General features: G+C 74.6%; 16 protein-coding genes. 13 read left to right on the top strand and 3 right to left on the bottom strand.

Annotation, left to right across the window (positions count from 1 at the left end; all coding sequences use genetic code 11):
* The first annotated feature begins 70 nt into the window (after window positions 1–70).
* The 13 genes from ACZ7HQ_RS31500 (at window position 71) to ACZ7HQ_RS31440 (ending at window position 15,830) form a co-directional block, all read left to right on the top strand.
* Window positions 71–922 carry a CHAT domain-containing protein gene (locus tag ACZ7HQ_RS31500; RefSeq protein WP_470997199.1) on the top strand — a complete coding sequence of 284 codons (852 nt, stop codon included), beginning with the start codon at window positions 71–73 and terminating at the stop codon, window positions 920–922.
* The gene (locus tag ACZ7HQ_RS31495) at window positions 919–1,557 is read left to right on the top strand and encodes a hypothetical protein (RefSeq protein WP_470997196.1); all 639 of its coding nucleotides are present in this window, start codon (window positions 919–921) and stop codon (window positions 1,555–1,557) included. The genes ACZ7HQ_RS31500 and ACZ7HQ_RS31495 overlap by 4 nt, the downstream gene beginning before the upstream one ends.
* Window position 1,558: 1 nt before the next feature.
* A complete protein-coding gene (locus ACZ7HQ_RS31490; RefSeq protein ID WP_470997193.1) occupies window positions 1,559–2,572 on the top strand; it encodes a HesA/MoeB/ThiF family protein in 1,014 nt (337 codons plus the stop codon).
* Window positions 2,569–4,068 carry an effector-associated domain EAD1-containing protein gene (locus ACZ7HQ_RS31485; RefSeq protein ID WP_470997190.1) on the top strand — a complete coding sequence of 500 codons (1,500 nt, stop codon included), beginning with the start codon at window positions 2,569–2,571 and terminating at the stop codon, window positions 4,066–4,068. Before ACZ7HQ_RS31490 ends, ACZ7HQ_RS31485 begins: the two co-directional genes overlap by 4 nt.
* Window positions 4,061–5,152 (top strand): JAB N-terminal domain-containing protein, encoded by a 1,092-nt coding sequence (locus tag ACZ7HQ_RS31480; RefSeq protein WP_470997187.1) that lies wholly within the window; start codon window positions 4,061–4,063, stop codon window positions 5,150–5,152. The genes ACZ7HQ_RS31485 and ACZ7HQ_RS31480 overlap by 8 nt, the downstream gene beginning before the upstream one ends.
* Window positions 5,100–5,972: a hypothetical protein gene (locus ACZ7HQ_RS31475; RefSeq protein WP_470997184.1), complete on the top strand. Its 873-nt coding sequence runs from the start codon at window positions 5,100–5,102 to the stop codon at window positions 5,970–5,972. The genes ACZ7HQ_RS31480 and ACZ7HQ_RS31475 overlap by 53 nt, the downstream gene beginning before the upstream one ends.
* A gap of 97 nt (window positions 5,973–6,069) precedes the next feature.
* The gene (locus ACZ7HQ_RS31470; protein ID WP_470997181.1) at window positions 6,070–7,992 is read left to right on the top strand and encodes an ATP-binding protein; all 1,923 of its coding nucleotides are present in this window, start codon (window positions 6,070–6,072) and stop codon (window positions 7,990–7,992) included.
* 39 nt (window positions 7,993–8,031) lie between these two features.
* Window positions 8,032–9,237, top strand: coding sequence for an AAA family ATPase (locus ACZ7HQ_RS31465; protein WP_470997178.1), 1,206 nt, complete (start codon window positions 8,032–8,034; stop codon window positions 9,235–9,237).
* A 30-nt stretch (window positions 9,238–9,267) separates the two neighbouring features.
* Window positions 9,268–10,062, top strand: a complete 795-nt coding sequence (locus ACZ7HQ_RS31460; RefSeq protein ID WP_470997175.1) for a hypothetical protein — start codon at window positions 9,268–9,270, stop codon at window positions 10,060–10,062.
* A 3-nt stretch (window positions 10,063–10,065) separates the two neighbouring features.
* Window positions 10,066–10,338, top strand: a complete 273-nt coding sequence (locus ACZ7HQ_RS31455; RefSeq protein ID WP_470997172.1) for a hypothetical protein — start codon at window positions 10,066–10,068, stop codon at window positions 10,336–10,338.
* Window positions 10,335–11,009 (top strand): hypothetical protein, encoded by a 675-nt coding sequence (locus ACZ7HQ_RS31450; RefSeq protein ID WP_470997169.1) that lies wholly within the window; start codon window positions 10,335–10,337, stop codon window positions 11,007–11,009. Before ACZ7HQ_RS31455 ends, ACZ7HQ_RS31450 begins: the two co-directional genes overlap by 4 nt.
* Before the next feature lie 37 nt (window positions 11,010–11,046).
* Window positions 11,047–12,666, top strand: coding sequence for a hypothetical protein (locus ACZ7HQ_RS31445; RefSeq protein ID WP_470997167.1), 1,620 nt, complete (start codon window positions 11,047–11,049; stop codon window positions 12,664–12,666).
* On the top strand, window positions 12,663–15,830 hold the full coding sequence (locus ACZ7HQ_RS31440) for a hypothetical protein (RefSeq protein ID WP_470997164.1): 3,168 nt from the start codon (window positions 12,663–12,665) through the stop codon (window positions 15,828–15,830). The genes ACZ7HQ_RS31445 and ACZ7HQ_RS31440 overlap by 4 nt, the downstream gene beginning before the upstream one ends.
* A gap of 20 nt (window positions 15,831–15,850) precedes the next feature.
* On the opposite strand, the gene ACZ7HQ_RS31435 is transcribed toward ACZ7HQ_RS31440, so the two are convergent.
* From ACZ7HQ_RS31435 to ACZ7HQ_RS31425, 3 genes are all read right to left on the bottom strand, one after another.
* The gene (locus tag ACZ7HQ_RS31435) at window positions 15,851–16,060 is read right to left on the bottom strand and encodes a radical SAM-modified peptide, FtsH ternary system-associated (RefSeq protein WP_470997161.1); all 210 of its coding nucleotides are present in this window, start codon (window positions 16,058–16,060) and stop codon (window positions 15,851–15,853) included.
* 4 nt (window positions 16,061–16,064) lie between these two features.
* The gene (locus tag ACZ7HQ_RS31430) at window positions 16,065–17,072 is read right to left on the bottom strand and encodes a radical SAM protein (RefSeq protein ID WP_470997158.1); all 1,008 of its coding nucleotides are present in this window, start codon (window positions 17,070–17,072) and stop codon (window positions 16,065–16,067) included.
* 90 nt (window positions 17,073–17,162) lie between these two features.
* Entirely contained in the window at window positions 17,163–17,459 is a 297-nt protein-coding gene (locus tag ACZ7HQ_RS31425) for a hypothetical protein (RefSeq protein WP_470997155.1), read from the bottom strand.
* Window positions 17,460–17,552: the final 93 nt, after the last annotated feature.

Here is a 17,552-nt window from a genome sequence, read left to right as displayed (position 1 = left end):
AGCGTCACTGCGCGTACCCTTCTCACCAACGGCCCGACATGGGACGGCAGTTGGCTCGGGGGACGAACAGATGGCCAATCCGACATGGACACACCTGCGCGATGCCGGCGCATTCGAAACACTGGGCGAATTATTTCCGGACGCGGCCAGCGGTCACGCCTTTCTGGAGGACCTCGGAATCAGCCCCGCCCTGCTGCCGCCGTTCGCCCAGCTGCCCGCCGCCTCCTGGTGGCGCACGGTCTGCCGGACCGTTGGCCAGGGCCGCTTCGAGGACGTCACGCTCGGCGACCTCGTCACCGCGGCGGCAGCCCTGTACCCCGGGCACGAGGGCCTCGCCGCGCTGGCCGGCCGGGGCACCGCGACACCACTGCGGGTGCTGTGCCTGATGTCCGCGCCGCTCGACGAGGCCCGGCTGCGCCTCGGCGCCGAGCAGCGCCTCATCCGCGAGGCCGCGGCCCGCTCCGCCGGCCGGCTGACGGTGGAGGCCCACCCGGCGGCCCGGGTGTCCGACATCCTGCCCCAGCTCCAGACGGTCCGACCGCACATCGTGCACTTCGCAGGACACGGCACGGACGACGGCCGGCTGCTCTTCGAGGACGAGAGCGGCACCTCCGCCCCGCTCCCGGTCGGATCCCTCGCCGCGGCCCTCGCACTGCACGCGCCGCTCGACTGCGTCGTCCTCAACTCCTGCTGGTCGGCGGCGTACGCGGACGGCCTGCTCGACTGCGCCGGCACCGTCGTGGGCACCAGCGGCGAACTCCCCGACGCCGCCGCCCTCGCCTTCGCCAGGGGCTTCTACGAGTCCCTGGCCCACTCGGGCACCGTCGACCGGGCCTGCGAGGCCGCCCGCGCCGCCCTCGTACTGAGCGGCCACGGACCGGACGAGATGCACCGCTGCTCGGGAAGGGGCCGCGCGGCATGACGACGCCCGACACACCCGCCGCCACCTCCGCACCCGCAGGTGTCGCCAGCGCCTTCGAGCGTGGGCTGCAGCGCGGCGACAATCCGCAGGTGGCCGGTGCCGACGGCCCGGCCTCCACCACCCTGGACTCCCGCTGGCTCGGCACCTGGCGCCGGCCCGGCTCCCCGCGCCGCGCCCCCTGCCGGGTGTGCGGCCACACCTTCCGGCTGGACGACACCGTCTATCTGCGCCACACCGACGACGGCAGACTCACCGACGTCACCCACCACCTGCGCAACCTGCCCTGCAGCGGGGAGGCCCCACCCGCCGACCCGCCCGACCCGGGGGCGCAGGCCGCCTTCTTCCACGGCGTCGACACCACCGACCCCCGGCCGGACACCCTGCACACCGTACGGCTGATGCCCGGCGACCCGGTGCTCGGGCACCCGCGGCAGCGCAACGCCTGCTTCGTGTGCACCCACACCTTCCGGCTGTTCGAGACGGTGGTCGTCTGCCCCTGCTCGCCCGAGGAACCCGGCTGCCGCAAGGCCGTGCACCAGGACCCGGCGCGCGGCCTCGGCTGCTTCGAGCAGTGGCGCAGCGAACTGACCGTCCAGCAGTGCCCGATGAACTTCCGCACGCTGAGGCGGACCTGACATGGGACGCTTCGACCGGCACGCCCTCATCACCGGCTGGGACCAGCAACGGCTCGCCCGGGCCACCGTCGTCGTCTGCGGGGTGGGCGCCCTGGGCAGCCAGTGCGCGCAGGCGCTCGCCCTGGCCGGCGTCGGCCGCCTGGTGCTGTGCGACCCCGACGCCGTCTCGGAGTCGAACCTCAGCCGCGCCCCGCTGTTCCGCGCCGACGACATCGGCCGGCCCAAGGCCCCCACCGCGGCCCGCCGGCTCACCGAACTGTCCCCGGTGACCCGGGCCGAGGCCCGCACCGCGCCCCTGGTCAGCGGGGTGGGGCTGGCGGAACTGCGGGACGCCTCACTGGTCGTCAGCTGCCTGGACAGCCTGGCGGCCCGGCTCCAGCTCGCCGGCCGCTGCCAACTGGTGGGCACGGCCCTGCTGGACGCGGGCACCAGCGCCTGGGGCGGTGAGATCCGGCTGTACGAGCCGTCCGGGCCCTGCTTCGGCTGCGGCCTCACCCCCCGCGACCGCGCCGCCCAGGACGACCCGTGGGCCTGCGCCGACGCCGTCGCACCCGAGGCCGGCGCCTCGGCACCCGTCTCCGCGCTGATCGGATCGTGGCTGGCGGTGACCGCGGTACGGCTGCTGTGCGGTGCCCCCACCAGCCCCGGCGTGATCCGCGTGGACGCCGCCGGCGGTACGGCGACCCCGGTCACCGTGCCCCGTGACCCCGACTGCCCCCTGCATCGCAGGATCCCCGCCGACCTGGTGGCTCCCGTCCCGGACACGGTGCGGTCCACCCCGGCCGATCTGACCGACCATCTGGCCCCCGAGGAGACCGTGATGACCTGGGCGCCGCTGCCCGGCTCCCCGCCCACGCGCGAGTCCACCCGGCTCGCCGACGCGCCCCCGGGTTCGCGGCTCGCCGACCTCGGCGTGGCGCCGCGCGAGATCCTGCCGGTCCTCAGCACCGGCCGAACCCGCGCAATCCGCTACCTGGAACTGGCCGAGGCCGACGGGAAGGGAACACCCCGATGACCTATGAAGCGGGCAAGCTGCCCCCCGAGATCAAACGTGAGCTGGTCGACCTGCTGGCCGATCTGTACCGCACCCAGAACCAGGCCGAGGAAGTCCTCGAGGACATGGACTTCCCGCCGCAGGCCCGGCCGCGCTGGGACGCGGGCCAGGAGGTCGTCGCCTACTGGCGGCAGGTGGTGCGTGCGCTGGAGCTGGGCGCCGTACAGCGGGACGGCGTACGCCAGTTGCTGGACACGGTGCTGCGCCGCTGGCCGGGCAACCACGTCCTGCAGAAGATCCGCGCCTTCCTCGACGAGGAGGACCGGGAGCACGGCGGCACCGCCCTGAACGCCGACACGCTGTACCGCACGGTGGAGTTCGTGGGCAGCGAGGCCTACCCCGAACTGCTCAGGCTGGTACGCGAGCTGGTCGACGCCGATGCCGTCCAGCTGTACGCCGGCCACCGGCAGGCCGCCTTCCGGGTCGCCGCGATGCTCCCGGACCGCCTGGACCAGCTGCGTGAGCGGGCCGCGCGCATCGCACCCGACGTCGAAGTGCTCTACGGCGAGTACGACTTCCGCCCGACCCTGTACACCCGCCTGGAGGTCATGGGCCCCGACGGCCAGCAGTTCGAGATCCCGTACGTGCCCAACACGACCCTGCCGAGCGAACTCGTCCCGGCCGTCTGGGCGCAGTACCGACCGGAGGTCGCCCAGGACGCCAACGGGCATCTGCTGCGCGCCGTCGTCGACTTCCGCGACGAGAGCGGCGAGGCCCGCCGCCTCGACCCGGAGCAGCCCCTCTACAACCAGGGCGTCCGCGACGGCGGCCAGTTGCAGATGTCGGCCGAGTCGACGGCCGGCGTGGATCCCTGGCTGCGCCAGGAGGCGCTGACCCGGGCCCGTGACGATCTCGTCGACTTCGCCGCCGAGCACGACGAGTTCACGCTGGTCTTCATGGACGACGACCGGCTGCCCATGGAGTACAAGGTGGAGCTGCACGTCCCCGGCTTCGCTCCGCCCGACGACCTGGAGTCCTGGCCGCTCGAACCCCGCCGCATCGACCAGCACGAGCTGATCATCTGGATGCCCTCGGAGTTCCCCATCCAGGCCCCGCGCGTGCGCTGGCGGTCCGACGTGTTCCACCCGAACATCGCCCGCGACGAGGACCGCAGGGGAGCGGTGTGCCTCGGCCCGCTGATGACCGACTACACACCGGACCTGAGCATGTACAAGCTGTGCCTGATGCTCATCGACATGGCCCGCTACCGCAACTACGAGATCCTGCCCCACGACTACCGGATGGCCATGGACTTCGACAGCCTCGTGCAGGACATCATCGAACGCGGCGGATACCTCGACGGGGACGCCGCCGCCTGGGCGTTCTCCTGGGAGGGCCAGGAGCGCATCAAGGAGATCGGCGGCACCACCTGGCTGGCCCGGGCGGGTCTGACCGAGCGGGCCGACCGCTCCCGGTTCCTGGCGGTCCGGCGCGGGAAGGCGAGCGCGGATGAGTGAGGAGAACCGCGCCGGCGCGGCCATGGTGCTGCTCTACAAGGGCACGTCCTTCGACCTGGTCGGCAAGATGACCCTGTCCTCGCTGATGGTCGAGGGACTGCGCCGGGACCTGCCCGACGGCGAGCCCGACGAGCCGCTCATCATGCATCTGCGGTACGTGCGCAGGCCGGACCCCCGGCTGGTGGACGGCCCGCGCACGATCCACAACCTGCGCAGCCAGATCGGCCGCCTCGGGGTGATCGTCTCGCAGGGCGGTGAGACCGTCATCGACCGCGAGTACCCGGTGCGGGAACTGCTCGGCCCGGTCCTGCAGCACGTGGTGCAGCAGCTCGACCCCGACGAACAGGTGTGGGGCTTCTGCATCGACCATCCCTCCCTGAGCGGTCTGGCACTCGGCCGCTCGACCCCCGAGGTCGAGGGCACCATGGACCTCAACCTGCGGGAGAGCAGGCGCAGTTTCACCGTGCGCAAGGTGGCCGAGCCGCCCGTGCCCGGCGTGGACCCGGCGGACCTGGGCATCGACGCGGCCGGGCTCGGCCAGGTGACCGTCCTGCTGTCCGGCGACATCCACGGCCATCTGCACCAGATGAAACTCTCCCGCCGGCTGGAGGAGGGCGGCTTCCTGCTCGGCAGGGTCCTGCGCGTCCTCGGCCCGGAGCGCGCGGAACGGGCGAGCGACGACGGCGAGGCGCCGGCCGACCGCTATCTGGTGGAGATCAACGAGGTCACACCGGCCGAGCACTCGGGCGCCGGAGCGCTGCACTTCACCTTCACCGGGGACTCCTTCCGCGACGTGAACCAGCGCATCACCACCTCCGGACAGGACCGGCAGCTGATGGGCTGGTACCACACGCACCTGTTCTCGGGGAACGAGTCGGGTCTGTCGAGCATCGACGTCGATCTGCACCTCGGCACGTTCCGCCAGCCCTGGCAGGTGGCCGGACTGATCAATCTCACCGGCGAGGAGCGGCTCCTGCGTTTCTACGCACGCTCCGGCGACTCGGTGCGCGAATGCGAACAGTGGGTGAAAGATGACCGCGGTCGATACCGCCTTGCGCGTGCTGCTGTGGGCGACGACCGCTGACGGCGGCGCGGCCCCGCGTCCGGCACCACCCGAGGGCGAGCTGACGGCTCCGCAGGAGCTGGCCGCGCCGCCGCCCGACGTCACCGCCGCCGTCATCCGGCTGGCGGCGCAGTCGGCGGCCCGGCTGCGGCTGGAGGCCCTCGCGGCCCGCGAGCGGCGGCCGGTCGGGGCCGGCGCCCTGCTGCTGGCCGCCGCCGTCGGCGCACGGGCCCAGGCCCACCTGGCGGCCGGGGCGGTCCGCGCCGTGCCGCCCGCCCGCTCGCTGTGGGACGTGCTCGCCCATCACGCGGTGGTCGCGCCCGCGCTCCCGCACATCGCCGACCCGGCGCTGGCCGGCCGGCTGCGGGCCGCCTCACCGCTCACCGCCCTGCTCGACCGCCCCGACCCGGTCGGCGAGACCGACGCCGAACTCCTCCTGGAGGACGTACTGCTGACCCATCCGCAGGGCCGCCGCCTGATCACCACCGTCTACTGCGAGGCCCCCGCCTCCCCGGCCCAGGCCCTGTGGCGGGGCCGGCTGCTCGACCAGCTCCGGATGAGCGAACGGGAGCTGGTGATCGACGTGTACGAGGCGGCCCTGCTGCGCCACACGGAGGCACACCTGTCGCTGATACGCCGGGCCCGCGCCGCCCTGGCCGTGCCACCCGACCTGACCGCCGCCCGCCCCGTCGCCCAGTGGTGGGCCGCCCTCGCCCGGCTCGAGCGCTCACACCGGCGCCTGTTACGGGCCCGCTCGGGCATCGGCACCGCGTACCTGGCGGGCGTGCGCCTGTTCGGGCAGGTGGAGCGGCTGGATGCGGGTGGGGGGAGTCTCACATGACGGTGACGGTGCGCCGGCGGCGGGTGCGGGGCCGCCCCTCGGGAGTGCCTGCGTATCGGCAGAGGGAACTGCTGGAAGCGAGTGGGGGGAGTCCCGCATGACCACGTCCGTGCGCCGTATCTCCGTCGTCGCCCGGGACGAGGCGTCCCTGGCGGCGCTGCGCCGGCAGCCGCCGCACATCACCGTCGAACAGGCCCTGGCCTCGGGGCCGTACATGCTGCTGCTGCCGCTCCCGCCGGGCTGGGACGTGCTGCGCTGGGAGACCGTCTCGCCCGAGCTGCTGCTCCAGTCGGAGCTGCCGCACGGCACCCCGCTCTATCCGCCGTCGTACGCGCCGGCCGCACCCGCCACGGCCACCCCGCCCGACCTGACCAAGCCTCCCGGCCCGGCCGGCACCGCCGAGCCGCCCCGCGAACAGGCCGCGCCCGAGGAACCGGTGTACCGGCACCCGCAGCCGAAGGAACTCCACGAGGACCAGGCCACCGTCCTCGCCTACGGCCGGGACATCGCCCAGGTCGCCTCGCTGCTGAGGGCCCGGCTGTCCGTGCTGGTGGTGGCGGAGAAGCCGGTGGTGCCGCACCTGTGGCGGGAGATGGCCTCGCGGGCCGGACTGCGGGCCGAGGTGCTGGAGGAGCCCCCCGAGGGCGAGGACGGCGACCCGCAGGAGCAGCTGCCGCCCGGCGAACAGCTCATCCCGGTGCAGCAGAACCCGCGCCAGCGCCTGCTGGCCCGGCTGCGCGAGCTGGTGCGCGCCCTCAACGACGACACCGTACTCGTCGTACAGCACCTCGACCTGCTCGCGGGCGGCGCCGACGGACAGCTCTCGCCGGAGGCCAGGGAGGTGACCGAGCTGCTGCACGGGGCGCCCGAGCGGGTGATGCTCGCGTTCGCCGCGCCCTCGCTCTCGGTGCCCGAGGTACTGGCCGAGCGGTTCAGCACCCGCGTCACGATCACCGGCGTCCCCCGCACCGTCTGGTTCCGCGACGATCAGGAGGAACAGCCGCTGGGCCGGGCCCTGGTGACGGTGGACGAGGCCGAACGGTTCGACCGGTACGACCCCATCGAGTTCTACAAGCACGTCGCCGGCATGAACCCCGTACTGCTGCGCCAGGCCATGCGGTACGCCGTGAGCGTCCACAAGGACCACCCGGCGCCGGCCGCCCGCGACCTGTACTCCACGATCCGGGCGTTCAAGGCCCAGATGTCCAGCAACTTCGAGGTGCCGGACGTCGGTTTCCCCGACATCGCCGGATACGACGAGGTCAAGGCCCACATCCAGCGGGCCATCGACATCGTGATGGGCCACCACCGGCTGCCAGCGCAGTACGACCACCTGCGCACCAAGCTGATCCCGCGCGGCTTCATCTTCCACGGCCCGCCCGGCACCGGTAAGACCCTGTTCGCGAAGGCGATCGCCAACCGGATGAACGCCACCATCCTGGTGGTCTCCGGCCCGGAGGTCATGGGCACCTACGTCGGTGAGAGCGAGCGCAACGTCCGGGAGATCTTCGCCGAGGCACGCCGCAACGCCCCCTCGGTGGTGGTCTTCGACGAGTTCGACTCCATCGCCTCGCGCCGCTCGGAGCACTCCGACGGCGGCACCCGCGCCGGCAACGCCGTGGTCGCCCAGATCCTCACCGAGATGGACGGCTTCCGGCCGGAGGTGCCGACCCTGGTGATCGGCACGACCAACCGGCTCAACCTGATCGACGAGGCCCTGCTGCGGCCCAGCCGCTTCGAGTCCATCGCCATCGACCTGCCCAACGACGAGGCCCGGCTGAAGATGATCAACCTGCACGCGGCGAAGTTCGGCATCGACGTCGGCGGCGGCGTGGACGAACTCATCGCGTCGGCGCTGCGCGGACGCAACGGCGACGACATCCACTCGGTCTTCCGGGACGCCTTCGTCGCCGCCCACTTCCAGGACCCGCCGGTTCCGCCCACACCCGAGCAACTGGGCCAGATCGTGGGCCAGTTGCAGCGGAAACGGCGCGAGCAGCGCCGCTCGGGCAGGCGCTGACACCGTGGCGGCCACGAGCGGCACGAGGAAGGAGGCACGGTGAGCTGGGGCCAGGACACCGTCGACACCATCAGGGACCTGGAGTACGTACGACGGCGGCTCGGCGACGAGTTCGTCGGCCGGGACCGCGCCGTACGGCTGCTGCAGCTCGCCGTGGTCTGCCGGGAACACGCGCTGCTGCTCGGACCCACCGGCACCGCCAAGAGCGAGCTCATCTCGGCGCTCGCCCGGCACATCGAGGCCCGCCACTTCAGCTATCTGCTCACCCGGTTCACCGAGCCGTCGGAGATCTTCGGCGCGCTGGACTTCGAGCAGTTCCGGCAGGGCACCTACCAGGTACGCACCGAGGGCATGCTGCCGACCGCCGAACTCGTCTTCCTGGACGAGGTGTTCCAGGGCAGCAGCGCCATCCTCAACACCTTGCTGACCCTGCTCAACGAACGTCGCTACCACAACGGCGCACGAGCAGAGAACGCCCCGCTGATCAGTCTGCTGGGCGCCACCAACGAGATTCCCGACGACCCCGGCCTGACCGCGTTCTCGGACCGCTTCCTGATCCGGCTGCAGGTGGAGCCGGTGGGCGGCACCGATCTCGAGCGGCTGCTCCAGGTGGGCTGGGAGCACGAGGCCCGCCGGTTCACCGCCGCCGTCCAGGCCGCCGAACAGGCGCGGGGCACGGACACCTCCGCCCGGACCGGCGCACACCGCACCTCGGGCACGGTGACCGTCGAACGGCTCGGCCGGCTCACCCTGCGGCTCAGGGACGTCGAACTGGATCCGGTGCTCGGCGAACACCGGGAACTGGTACGGCAGTTGCTGATCCAGGGGGTCCGGCTCTCGGACCGCCGGCTGGTGCGCAGCCTGAAACTGGTCGCCGGGGCCGCGCTGCTGCGCGAGTCGCGCACCGCCGAGCCCGTCGACCTGTGGCCGCTCGCCCACATCTGGACCGACCCGGCCGACCGCACCACGGTGGAGGAGGCCGTCCAGGCCGTGGTGGAGAAGCACGGCGGGGAACCGGCCGGACGGCGCCGCCCCGACCACGAGATCCTGCTCGACGCCCGGGAGATCGGCGCACCGCTGACCGCCGGCCGGCGGCCCAGCGAATGGAGCGTCGTCGAGGGACTCCACAAACTCGCCGATCTGTCACGGGAGTTGAGGGAGCATCCACCCGTGAACACCCAGACCGAGGCAGAGCTGTCTCGTATCATTGCCGAAGTGAACGCCCTGCTCGACCAGTTCGAGTGAGGGCGGGAACACACGAGGGGGTACCCCAGCATGTGCAATCCCCGACGGGTCCGTGTCCGGGCCTCCAGCCGGCTCACCCGCATGTGGCAGGAGGAGCTGCGCCGCACCGGCCGGGCCAGCGCCGAGGTGGCCGGCGAGGCCACACTGCGGGAGGAGTTCGGGACCCTGCTCGGCGCCCCGGCGCGCCGGGCGTTCGAGGACGCGCTCGGCGCCGACACCCGGTGGACCTGGCAGGACGGCGCCTACCGCCTCGAGACGGACGGCGGCACGGTCGTCTACCACCTCGACACCGGTGAGATCGAGATGACCGCCCGGCTCAGCGACGTCGTGACCGCCGAGGCCGAGGTGACCCGCACCCTGCAGGGCACGGTGGAGGTGAACACCACCGCCGAGCACACCGCGAAGTACTACGACGACAGCTGGGCGGGCCTGAGCAGGTCGGTGGCCGAGCGCACCGCCCGCGCGCAGGCCCAGGAGCGCGCCGACCGTGAGGCCGCGGAGCAGGCCGCCCGGCAGGAGGAGCGGGAGCGGCTCGCCGGACAGCGCAGACTGGCCGGACAGCGCGACGAGATCGACGCCGAGGCCCGTACCGAGGCCGAACGCCGGGCCGCCGCCGAGGCGGAGCGGCGCCGCGAGGAACTGGAGCGGGACGCCGAGGCCCAGCTGCGCGACACGCGGACCGGCTTCCTGCGCCCGGTGCACGAGGTGCTGGCCGTGGCCTACCGCGACGCCATCGTGGCGTACGCGCGCGAGCACGGCGTGCAGGACATCCAGGTCGACGAGACGGACGGCACGCTCAACATCCAGTTCGAGATGGAGGCCTGAGCGATGCGGGTCAGGGTCGAGTTCCGGTACAACGCCGAGACCGGCGAGGTCGAGCTGTTCCAGGTGGACGACATCGGCCGCACCACCCGGGTCGAGGACCACGACGCCACCCACGACGAGATCGCGTACGCGATCGGCCGGGTGCTGGACCGCAGGCCCGGCGTGGCGGAGGCGGTACCCGGCCGGGAACGCGAACCGCACCTCGGGCAGCTGCCCGCGCAGACCGACCCGGCCGACGGGGAACAGCACCACGAACCGAGGCGCGCCCACGAATGACGAGACCGCCCGACCTCCTGGTGCGCGCCGCCCACTGCTACGAGCAGACGGGCGACTACGCCCAGGCCGCCCGCTGCCACGACGAGGCCGGCCATCCGCTGAAGGCGGCCGAGCTGTGGGAACAGGCGGGCGACCCGGTGCGCGCCGCCGACCGCTGGCTGCGTGCCCGCCGGCCGAGCCGGGCCGCCGCGTGCCTGATGTCCGCGCGCCGGTTCGAGGAGGCGGCCGAGTGCTTCGAGCAGGGCGGCGACCTGCTCGGCGCCGGCTGGACCCTGGTCACCCTCACCCGGTCCTACGCCACCGCCGAGCACCTGTTCGCCGTCGCGCAGCCGCGGACGGCGGGCGAGCGGCTCAGGCGCCGGCTGGGCCGGCAACTGGCCGCGGCCCGGGCGTACGGCGCGCACGAGGCCCTGCTGCGCACCCTGACGGGCGTGCCGGAACGGATCGGCTCGCTCACCCCGGCGCGGGAGCGGGCCGAGGTCGAGACCTGGGCGGTCACCGCGGCGGACCACATCCGCCGCCCGGACCTCGGCGCCCTGGTCTTCGCCGCCTCCTACCGGGCCGGTGTCAGCGGCTGCGCCGACCGCTGGCAGCAGTGGGCCGCCCGCACCCTCGGCGACACCACCGGCGTGCCCGCCGGACCCGCGCCGCCGGGCCCGGCACGGGCGTAGGCGAGCGGCATCGGCACATCCACACCTCGGGGGATCCATGAGCTATCTGAGACCGCGCAAGAAGCGGACGCTCCCGCCGGTCCGCCCGGCCGGACGCTTCCAGGCGCACCCCGTGACCCCGCAGAACCACAGCATGCCGCCCGCGCCCCCGGACGAACCCCCGGCCACCGACCCGGGGGAGCGCGGCGAGCCGGCCGACTGGTCGGCCGTCGTCCGGTTCCCGTCCCCGCGCGCCGCCCTCGGCCATGTCGCGGCGACGGCGGAACTCGGCCCGCCCGGCCTGCGCAGATCGCCCTACGACCCCTCCGTGTGGGCGCTGCTCACCCCCGGCCACCAGCCGGGCCTGCCGCTGGCGGCCGGGTACGGCGGCGTGGTCTGTGAGGCCGACGCCGACGGCCTGCTGTGGCCCGACCGGCCCGCCGCGGGCGTCCCGCGGGCCATCGGCGAGCTGTCCACCGTCGCCGGATGGGAGCCGGTGCCCCTCGCCGAACTCGCCGCCCACAGCCCGGTGGCCGACCCGCCGCCCGGCCTGAGGGAGGTCGCCGTCCTCGCGCCCGGCGCGCTGGGCCGCTGGCTGCTGCGCCGCTGCCTGGCCACGGGCGTGGCGACCACCTTCACACCCGTCGAGCGGCTCGGTCCGGACGGCCGGGCGGACCAGGGCTGGCTGCTGCTGCGACTGCGTGCCGCGGACGGCTCCGTACCCGCCGGACTGGTCGAGGCGTGCGGCAGGCTGCCGGGAACCGTGGCCTGCCGGGCGGCCGACCCGGACTGCCGGCTGCTGATCGACGTGCGGCTGCGGCTTTTGCTGGACGACGCCGTACTGCTGGAAGAGGTCCCGCCCGCGGAGCACCTCGTCGTGGAACGGGCCGTGTCCGGACCGCCCTGGCAGTGGCGGCCGCTCGGCGAGGCGGCCGCGGGTGAACTCCTCGACGCACGCCCGGTGCTGGGCACCGCCGCCCCCGTCCGCATCCCGGTGCCGGTGCCCGCCCTCGGGCCGCCGCTGCCGGTCCGCCTGGTGACCAGCGCACGGGCCCCGCACCGGGTCGACGCCGTGCTGATCGCGGACGGCGAACTCGACGCGCTGCGCCGCTTCCTGCGCACCCGGCCACTGCACGAGACCGCGGTGGTGGCCTTCGGACCCGGCCGCCACCTGGTGACCGAACCGCCCGGACTGTGCCAGGCCCTGCCCTTCGGCACCCCCGTCCACCAGGCCGGTCCGGGCGCCCTGTACCTGGAGAGCGGCTGTGTGCTCAACCCGCCGCTGCCGGACACCGCACGCGACGAGGTCCTCGGGCTCGGCCCGGACGTCATCACGGTGCTGTGCCGCGACGGCGCCTGGCGGCTGCGCCTGGCCGACGTACGGCCCGCCTGGCAGCTGTGGGTGCCCGCGCCGCCCGCCTTCGCCGCCGGACTGTCCGAGCCCGCGCGGGAGCTGCTGGACCGGCTGGCCGGGGTGATGCCGGAAGCGGAGCCGGCCGCACCGGCCGCGGTGCGCACCCCGGAGGCCGAACGGCGGCGGCTGAACCAGGTCGCCATGGAACACTCCCTGCGCGGCGAGTACCGCAAGGCCGCGGAACTGCTGGAGCAGGCGGGCCACTTCCAGCGCGCCGCCCAGATGTACGAGCGGGCCGCCGCCGAGCTGGGCGAGGGCCTGTGAGCACACCGCCGGCCGGCGCCTGGAGCGCCCAGCACATCCTCACCGTGCCGGCGGCCGGCGCCGGCGGCCTGTGCCTGTCACCGGACGGCACCGGACTGGTTGTGGCGCACGGCGGAGCGGTCGTGCGGTACGACGACGAGGGGCGGGTCGTGTGGCGGCTGTCCTGGCCCGGCCCCCCGCCCGGTGCGCACCCGCGCCCCGGCACCGACGCGGCGGTGTGGACCCCCGACGGCGACCGGCTGTTCCTGCTCGGCGCGGGCCATCTGGTCCTCCTCGACGCCGACACCGGGGAGCCCGTGGAACTGCCCGACCAGCTCCACACCGAGGGCGAGATCACCGCCCTGGCCCTGTCGCCCGACGCCCGGCTGCTGGCGGCGGGGCTGCGGACCGGCGACGTCCTGCTGCTGTACCGCGCCGAAGGCACGGTGATCCGGTTGCGGGGGGTCGACCCGGTGGTCGACGTGTGCTGGATACCCGGCCGGCAGGACACCCTGTGCGTGGCCACGGCGACGTCCGCGCAACTGTGGGAACCGCACGGCGGCACCATGACGGGCACGCTCGGCGGGCTCTTCGAGGGCCTGCGCCGCGTGGCCTGCTCCCCGGAGGGCCGGGCGATCGCCGTCGAGGACTACGCGGGGCTGCGGCTCCTGGACCCGGGCTCCGGCCGGGAACTGCGCCGCGAGTTCGTGCCGTACCGCATGAATGCGCTGACGTTCAGCCACGACGGCTCCCTGCTGATCGCCGGTTCCGAGCTGGAGGGGCTGCGTGTCCTCGGACCGCGCCTCGACGCCCTCGGGCAGCTGCCCGGCCACATCACCGGACCCGGCGACCTGAGCCTGTCGGCGAGCGGGCTGTTCGCCGCCCGGCTCGACACGGACACCCTCGCCGTGTGGGAGCCGTCCGGCGCGGTGCCGCGCCCGCACCGGCGCCGGGACCCGGCCGCGCAGCGCCGCTGGGCCAATGCGATGGGCGTCACCGTCGGAAAGGTCCACACCCGCACCGGGGAACGGCCCCCGGGGGTGCTGCGCGCGCTGCGCCTGCCGGAGGCCGGACTGGGCTGTGTCGCCCCGGCCTTCGTCTGGTCACCCGACGGCGCACGGCACTGGTGCGAGTCCGGGCCGGGCCGCGTCCTCGAGTACGCCGCCGACGCGACCCGCCCGCGCGGCGAGGCACCGGTGCGCAGCTTTCCGCACGGCTGGTACGACGCCGCCTGCCTGGCCGGCGACCGCCCGGTCCTGGTGCTGGCGGCCCACTACGAACAGGGCGTCAACCGGCTCGTGGACCCCGTCGACGGTGCGGTGCTCGCCGAACGCGCGGCGGGCCAGGCGGTCACCGCCGACCCGGTGCGCCCGCTGCGCTGGGCGGCGCCCGAGCCCGGCGCCGCCCCCCGGCAGTTGCTGGTGCACGACCTCGCCCAGGACGCCGGCGGTCCGCAGCGGCTGCCCGTGGAGGACGGGGTGCGCCGGCCCGCCTGGTCCCCGGACGGCCGGCTGCTCGCGGCCGGCACCCGCGGCCGGGTGATCGTCTGGAACACCGGACCCGCCGGCCGGTGCCGGCGGGTGCGGGTGCTGGACTGGCCCGACCCGCAGGCCATGGTGTGCCATCTGGCCTGGTCCCCGGACGGCAGCCGGCTGGCCGCCACGCCGGGCAGCGCCGGCGGCCCGGTCGTGGTCTGGGACACCGCCACCTGGCAGCGACGCCAGACGTTCGGCGAGGCCGGCGGCCGGGACTGGGCGCCCGCGCTGTCGTGGTGCGCCGACTCCCGGCTGCTGGCGTTCGCGTCCGCCGACCAGGACTCCGTGGCGGAGGTCTGGGACGCCCAGGAGGCGCGCCGGATCCGGGTGCTCGTGCCGCCGGACGGAGTCGGCGGGCATCTGTGGACGCTGCGCTGGTCACCGGTCGGTGACCAGCTCGCGGCCACCTACAACTCCGGCGCCGCGGTCCTGTGGGAGCTGTTCACCGGCGGTCCGCGCACCGCCGCCGCGCCGGTCCCGCCGAGCGGCCAGGAGGAACTGGTACGGCTCGCCGTGCTCGCGGCCGTCCACGGGTTCGGGGTGCCGCTGGACCTGCTGGCGGACGTGCTGGCGCTGCTGCACGGCACCACCCCGGCCCGGCTGCGGGCCCTGGCCGACCACCGCGGACTGCACGCGCTGCGTGAACTGGGCTGGCCCGGGCCGGCCTTGGCGGGTCTGGCACTGCTGCTGGTCGCGGACCTGCCCGCGGACCCGGCGTACCTGGCCCCGCCCGAGGTCACCCCGGCCGATCTCGCCCAGGCCCTGGGCCGGGCGCTGACCGGCTCCTCCATCCCCGCCCGCAGGTCCGCACCCCTGCTCACCGAACTGACCGCGGCGCTGGGCACGGTGGACGACCGGCTGGTCGCGCTGCTGCGCATCCTCGGCCCCGAGGCGGTGGCCGCCGACCCCACGCTGCCGGCCCGGATGCGCCGGCTTCCGCTGTCCCTCACCCCGCCCGGACCCGCGCAGCGCGCCCTGCTGGGCCTCAGACTGCTGGACGGCGACACCGGCCTCGCCATGGGCGGCGCGGGCGGCACCGGCCGCTCCGGGCTGGCCCGGCACGGCCCCGCCGACCGGCTGCTGCCCACCCAACTCGCCCTGCCCACCGACCTGCTCAGGGCCCGGCACGCGCGGGACGAGCTGCTGTACCGCACGAGCAGCGGCCGGCTGCCGCGCGATCCGCACGGCCTGGTGCTGCTGCTGGACGACACGCCCGCCACGCACGGCAAGGTGGGTTCCGTGCTGCGGCTCGCGGCCCATCTGATGGCCGCCACCGTGATCGCACTGGGGCGCCCCTGCGCCCTGGTGCCGCTCGGCGAGCCGTGGCGGTCGCGGACCCTGCAGGGCCCGGAGGACCTGGTCCACGTGTGGGCCGCCGGCCCGCTGACGGCGGGTGACGTGGCCACGGCGTTCCGGGAGGCCGAGGTGGTGGCCGCCCGGCTCACCGCCGACATGTCCGGGCCGCCCCGGATGGTGCTGCTGTCGCACCCCTACCTACGGCCCGTACCCCGGCCGGGACTGCGTGAACTGCGCGTGCACTACCCGCACATCCCCTGGCGGGAACCGGCCCGGCACCGCCAGGTACTGCCGCCGGAGCCGTCACCCGAGGAACTGCGGGCGGCCCTGACGGCGCTGCTGACGGACGAGTGAGACACCGGGTCGCCGCGCGGTCAGCCGCAGAGCATCTGCTCGATCGCGTCCGGTCCCAGCGTCTCCAGCAGCCGCTCCAGCACCTCGGGCCGGAAGGCGTCGCCGAGCACCTGGACGCCCCCGCCGTCGACGCGGATGCTGATCCGTACGAGGCGCCCCTCGGGATGCTGCTCGTACTCCTCGGGCTGGATCAGGTCGGGAACGTGCTCGACCATCCGGTAGTCGGCCATGAGGTCACCATCGTCCTTCCACCGCGGTGCCGCACCGCGGGCACCTGCCGTCTTCGAGAGCGTTCCCGCCGAGGGCCCAGATGTCCCGTGCCACCACGGTGGTACGGCACCCGGGGCACCGGGTGGCCCGCCCCTCGTCACCCAGGGCCCGCTCGACGTACACATGCCGCAGCCCCTCCTCGTGCCCGATCCGCACCCCGGCCTCGAGGTCGGCCACCGGCGTGGGCGCGTGGCCGGTGCGGCGGTGGGCGGGCGTGGCCCGGACCAGGTGCCAGGGGATCGCGGGGTCCAGCGCGGACAGCGCCCGGGCGATCGGGCGCAGGGTGCCGGGGCCGGCGGTCAGTCCGGGGATCAGCGGGGTCGACACCTCCACCCAGACACCGCGTTCCCGCAGCCCGGAGAGCGCGTCGAGCACCGGCCCGGGCCGGGCGCCGGTGAGTTCGCGGTGGTCGCGTTCGTCGAGGGTCTTCACGTCGACGTTGACGGCGGCGACATGGCGTGCCGCGAGGTCGACGGCCTCGGTGGTGAGGAAGCCGTTGCTCTTCCAGACCACGTCCACACCGAGCGGACGGCCCGACTCGGCCAGCGCGGCGGTGAGTTCGATCGCCAGCGAGGGCTCGGTGTAGGAGATCGCGACGCAGCCCGAGCGTCCCGCGGCCTGTCCGGCCACCTCCGCCGGATCCACCGGCTCGGCGTCCCAGCGTACGGACTCCACCCGGCCGTACTGGGACATGCGGTGGTTGATGCAGTAGTCACAGGCGAAGGTGCAGCCGGGCGCGGCGAGGGTCAGACAGGGGGTGCCGGGCCGGTAGTGGTACAGCGGCTTGCGCTCGACGGTGTCCCAGTGCCGTACCGACGACGCGAAGGTCGCGGTCTCCAGCCGGTCCCCGGACCGGCGGCGCACCCCGCACAGACCCGTCTCGCCGTCCTCCAGCGCACAGCGGAAGGGGCACAGCACGCACTGCACCAGGCCGCGCCGCGGCCGGTGGAGGACCGCCGGCGTCCACTGCATGCCCATGTACCGTCCCCCGTCCGGTCGGTGCGCTGGGGCCAGCGTAGCCCCGGCCCGCTCAACTCATCCGGAAACCGGGTGACTTGGTGCTCACCCGAAGACCGCTCGGCCCGGATCGGGCGTGGCGTCGAGCGCGGCCAGCACCGTGCGCCCGGCCTCCGTGTGCGCGGCACGGCCGTCCCCGGCCGAGGAGTCCGCGGACCATCCGGCCCGCGTGCCGGCGGACCGCAGGCGCAGCACCTCGGTCAGGGCCCGCTCACCGACGGCCTGCCGGTCGTACGCGGACGGATCGCAGCGGAAGGCGAGGGCGGCCGCGGCCAGCACCCCGGCCGCCGAGGCGCACCGGGACGGGCCGCCCGCCAGCAGCCGCCGCGCTCCCTCGGACACGTCACCGGGGGGGGGGGGGGGGGGGGGAGGGGGGGGGGGGGGGGGGGGGGGGGGGGGGGGGGGGGGGGGGGGGGGGGATGGTGGGGGGGGGGG

It is taken from the genome of Streptomyces sp. NPDC037290, assembly GCF_055603245.1.
This window is presented reverse-complemented; position numbering and strand designations above follow the sequence as displayed.

Excerpts from the sequence above, each read along its gene's own strand:
- ACZ7HQ_RS31500 (WP_470997199.1), top strand. The coding sequence starts at position 71 with ATGGCCAATCCGACATGGACACACCTGCGCGATGCCGGCGCATTCGAA.
- ACZ7HQ_RS31495 (WP_470997196.1), top strand. The coding sequence starts at position 919 with ATGACGACGCCCGACACACCCGCCGCCACCTCCGCACCCGCAGGTGTC.
- ACZ7HQ_RS31490 (WP_470997193.1), top strand. The coding sequence starts at position 1,559 with ATGGGACGCTTCGACCGGCACGCCCTCATCACCGGCTGGGACCAGCAA.
- ACZ7HQ_RS31485 (WP_470997190.1), top strand. The coding sequence starts at position 2,569 with ATGACCTATGAAGCGGGCAAGCTGCCCCCCGAGATCAAACGTGAGCTG.
- ACZ7HQ_RS31480 (WP_470997187.1), top strand. The coding sequence starts at position 4,061 with ATGAGTGAGGAGAACCGCGCCGGCGCGGCCATGGTGCTGCTCTACAAG.
- ACZ7HQ_RS31475 (WP_470997184.1), top strand. The coding sequence starts at position 5,100 with ATGACCGCGGTCGATACCGCCTTGCGCGTGCTGCTGTGGGCGACGACC.
- ACZ7HQ_RS31470 (WP_470997181.1), top strand. The coding sequence starts at position 6,070 with ATGACCACGTCCGTGCGCCGTATCTCCGTCGTCGCCCGGGACGAGGCG.
- ACZ7HQ_RS31460 (WP_470997175.1), top strand. The coding sequence starts at position 9,268 with ATGTGCAATCCCCGACGGGTCCGTGTCCGGGCCTCCAGCCGGCTCACC.
- ACZ7HQ_RS31455 (WP_470997172.1), top strand. The coding sequence starts at position 10,066 with ATGCGGGTCAGGGTCGAGTTCCGGTACAACGCCGAGACCGGCGAGGTC.
- ACZ7HQ_RS31450 (WP_470997169.1), top strand. The coding sequence starts at position 10,335 with ATGACGAGACCGCCCGACCTCCTGGTGCGCGCCGCCCACTGCTACGAG.
- ACZ7HQ_RS31445 (WP_470997167.1), top strand. The coding sequence starts at position 11,047 with ATGAGCTATCTGAGACCGCGCAAGAAGCGGACGCTCCCGCCGGTCCGC.
- ACZ7HQ_RS31435 (WP_470997161.1), bottom strand. The coding sequence starts at position 16,060 with ATGGCCGACTACCGGATGGTCGAGCACGTTCCCGACCTGATCCAGCCC.
- ACZ7HQ_RS31430 (WP_470997158.1), bottom strand. The coding sequence starts at position 17,072 with ATGCAGTGGACGCCGGCGGTCCTCCACCGGCCGCGGCGCGGCCTGGTG.